Below are 3,324 nucleotides of genomic sequence, written 5' to 3'. Positions count from 1 at the left end.
ATAAGGCTGCTAAACGTTGCTAGAATAACGTTTAGCAGCCTTTTTGCTGTGTCCAGAACTCATTCTGTTTGAGATCTCAGAATGTCTGCATTATCCTCATATTCAACATCAAATAAAAATAATTCAAAAATTTTTCGGATATCTATTTTGGTGGTACAAACTATGCGACTTTGACTTACCGCCTTTGTCCTTTATATTAAGCATGCCAGAAAATAATCGTCCTGATGTTTTATAGTCGGTTCACTCATTTCAAAAAATTCGGATACACTTTTACATAATTGTATGGGAGAATCTCACCAAAGCATATTTCCATCCGGTACATTGGTTGCGTGGTATCATAAAGCCAACAACTTTTAGGAGGTTCATGATGGAATTAACTGATACTGACTATGAAATTTTAAAGGCAATTTATACTGGACGCGTTTCCTCTGGGACACCCGTTAACCATTTTGTTGATTACTGTGATAACGTTATTGGCGGCGATCCAAAGCCACTGGTTGAAGCTGGTTATATCGAAACCGAACATAACGAAATTAACGGCTTAACCGAAAAGGCACCAAGGCTTATGAGGAACATGCTGCAAAGGAAGCACAAAAATAACAATCAAACAGAGGCTGAGATATGAGCATTTGCTCGTGTCCCAGCCTCTGTTTTTTATGATAACAATTTGAACCGCCTAGCCCAAATGACTTCGGGCCTGCATCTTTAATGACGATCTTTGTCCTTTTCAGCCGCGGTCGCATCGGGAATAATGACGGTAAACGTCGTTCCCTTACCTAGCTCAGATGATACCGAAATCTTGCCACCATGGGACTTTACTAACTGGTGAACGATTGCCAAACCTAGTCCAGATTCCCCATACTTACCGGTTCTCCTGGATGCGTCAGCTTTGTAATACCGTTCAAAAATATTTTTCTGCTGATCGGAAGACATGCCGATTCCGGTGTCGGCAACCTTAATGATTGTTTCGTTGTAGCCCCGCTCACCCGTAATCGTGATTGTCCCATTATTGGTAAACTGAATCCCATTGGTGACGATATTAAAGACAATTTGAACAAACCGATCGTAGTCCGCATAAATCGTCAGGTCTTTAGGCGCGTTGAGGACCAACTCGTCCCCAGATTCCTCTGCCTTGCTGGTCAGCTGATCGATGACGTTTGCCAATACCTTGGTGGCATTAAAATGACGTTTATCCAATTGAATCGAATTCGAACGGATCTTTTCGTAGTCCAAATTTTCATTTACCAGTCGAATTAGCCGTTGCGTCTCACTACTCATTAAATCAATACTCTTGGCACGTGATTCTTGTGGAATGACGTCGTACTTAATGCCCTCCAGAATGCCGGAAATCGTCGTCAGCGGCGTTCGCATCTCATGGGCAGCGTTCGCCAAGAACTCTTGACGGCGCTCCTCTTGCCGCTGAATTTCATTGTTCGCCTGTTGGAGTGACTCGGTCATGTGGTTAAAATCAACAATCAGTTCACCAATTTCGTCTTTGCCACCAGGCTTCAACCGAATCTGATAGTTGCCGTTTGACACCTGATTGGCCGCGTTACGCAATTTACTAATCCGCCGATTCAACCTGCGGGCAATAAAATAGCTGACAAACATTGAAATAATCAACGCAATAAACAAAGCCTTCAGTAGGTCCCGATTAATGCGGTCAACGTTTGAGTTAACATCGGAAATAAACGCCCCAACCGTGACGGCTGCAACCAATTTCTTTTTATAATAGTATGGTTTTAAAACTTCAATCATCGCTGGACGTGTCTTACCATTCTTGAGTTTGAAGTTTTTATTGTTAACCTTCCGAACAATTTGATTTTTACGAAGGTGCTGCCAGTCGGTCTTGGTAATCTTCGGGGCAACGCCGTTATTCGGGTAAATTACCTGGTCTTTAGGACTAAATACGGTAAAGTGGACCGCCTGGTTTTCCAATAGTGCTTCGGAATTTTTGAGCTTTTCTTCATCAAAAGTTACTTTGGCACTCTTCTTTGAATTAATCGTCAATGATTGCTGGATCAAGCTGTCGGAATACTTTTCCAAATTGCCCCAAGTCGTATCGTACACAAATGTTTTTGACATTCTACCAAACGAAAAGCCTAAGAGAAGAATTGTAAAGGCGATAACCAAAAAGAATCCCAGCAATTGCTGATAAATCATTTTCATTTTTTCTTGTCCACTTCACTATCATCGAATTTATAGCCGACCCCCCATACAGTTTGAATAATTTGCGGACCGACTTTTTCAATCTTCTGTCGTAATTTTTTAACGTGGGCGTCAACCGTTCGTTCGTCGCCGTAATACTCATAGTTCCAAACGGCTGCCAGCAGCTGCTCGCGCGAAAATACCTGACGCGGTTTTTGGGCCAACGTCTTCAGCAATTCAAACTCCTTGGGTGTCAGATCCGGAATTAATTTGTTATCCAAATAAGCTTCCCGAGTGTCGATGTTCAACTTAAAATTGTCCGTCTCAATATCCATTGCCTGCTTTGACGACTCGTCAGGAACCGCTTCTTTTTCCGGCTCCGTATGTGCCCGCCGCTGTAAGGCCTTAATTCTTGCCACCAGCGTAATTGGTGAAAATGGCTTGGTCACGTAATCGTCGGCGCCCATTTCAAATCCAAGTACTTGATCGCTGTCGGAATCTCTGGCGGTTAACATAATGATCGGGACAGTTTGTGATTTGGCCCGAATTTCTTTGGCAACCTCCATCCCATCTTTTTTGGGCAAATTCAAATCCAAGGTAATCATGTCCCAACTATCCGGATCTTCATTGAATAGGTCGATCGCTTCAATGCCATCATAAGCAAAGGTGACATCCCAGCCTTCCTTTTGGAAAAACATCTGCATCATTTCAGATACTGATTTGTTATCTTCAATCATTAACAATTTCATTTAAATTCCCACCTTTAATAACTAATTGCTTCTAAATCCCCGCGTTTCCAATGCTTTCTTAAATAATTTTGCGAAATGGATTCTAATCGTCCTGTCCAAGGATCATTATAATAATATAACTTTCTGTTGAATCCGGTTAATAGTATGTAACTGGACTTCAAGTTGTCGACGCCGGCCACCTTAATAACCACCGGTCTTCTTCGCATCAACTGTTTGTTGAGCTGGCGAAAATTAGCCCGGTTCAGGTCGCGGATCGAATGAGTTTCAGAGATGATTAACTCACTTAAATCAATGAGATGACCTGAATTTCCGTAAGATTGTTCAACCGCTTTTTTTAAAGCTGCTGCGGAAATTGAACTGCCCGAACTTCTCAGCAGCATCAAAAGCGCGGTACATTGGTTGTCAATATCTGATTGGGTCGCCTGTT

The 3,324-nt window shown here is 42.3% G+C and carries 3 protein-coding genes and 1 pseudogene; 1 reads left to right on the top strand and 3 read right to left on the bottom strand.

Annotated features, from left to right (window positions below):
- The first annotated feature begins 367 nt into the window (after nt 1-367).
- The gene (locus AB3112_RS09845) at nt 368-625 is read left to right on the top strand and encodes a hypothetical protein (protein ID WP_367334398.1); all 258 of its coding nucleotides are present in this window, start codon (nt 368-370) and stop codon (nt 623-625) included.
- 80 nt (nt 626-705) lie between these two features.
- Here the strand turns inward: AB3112_RS09845 and AB3112_RS09840 are convergent, their stop codons facing one another.
- The 3 genes and pseudogenes from AB3112_RS09840 to AB3112_RS09830 form a co-directional block, all read right to left on the bottom strand.
- Nucleotides 706-2,169, bottom strand: coding sequence for a HAMP domain-containing sensor histidine kinase (locus AB3112_RS09840; protein ID WP_084972693.1), 1,464 nt, complete (start codon nt 2,167-2,169; stop codon nt 706-708).
- Nucleotides 2,166-2,897 carry a response regulator transcription factor gene (locus AB3112_RS09835; protein ID WP_084972694.1) on the bottom strand — a complete coding sequence of 244 codons (732 nt, stop codon included), beginning with the start codon at nt 2,895-2,897 and terminating at the stop codon, nt 2,166-2,168. The genes AB3112_RS09840 and AB3112_RS09835 overlap by 4 nt, the downstream gene beginning before the upstream one ends.
- Before the next feature lie 14 nt (nt 2,898-2,911).
- Nucleotides 2,912-3,324 (bottom strand): annotated as a pseudogene (locus AB3112_RS09830) (hypothetical protein); the annotation flags it as partial.

This window comes from Lentilactobacillus sp., assembly GCF_040773105.1.
Taxonomy (GTDB): domain Bacteria; phylum Bacillota; class Bacilli; order Lactobacillales; family Lactobacillaceae; genus Lentilactobacillus; species Lentilactobacillus parabuchneri.
The sequence above is the reverse complement of the archived record's forward strand: the minus strand, read 5'-3'. Positions and strand labels throughout refer to the sequence as shown.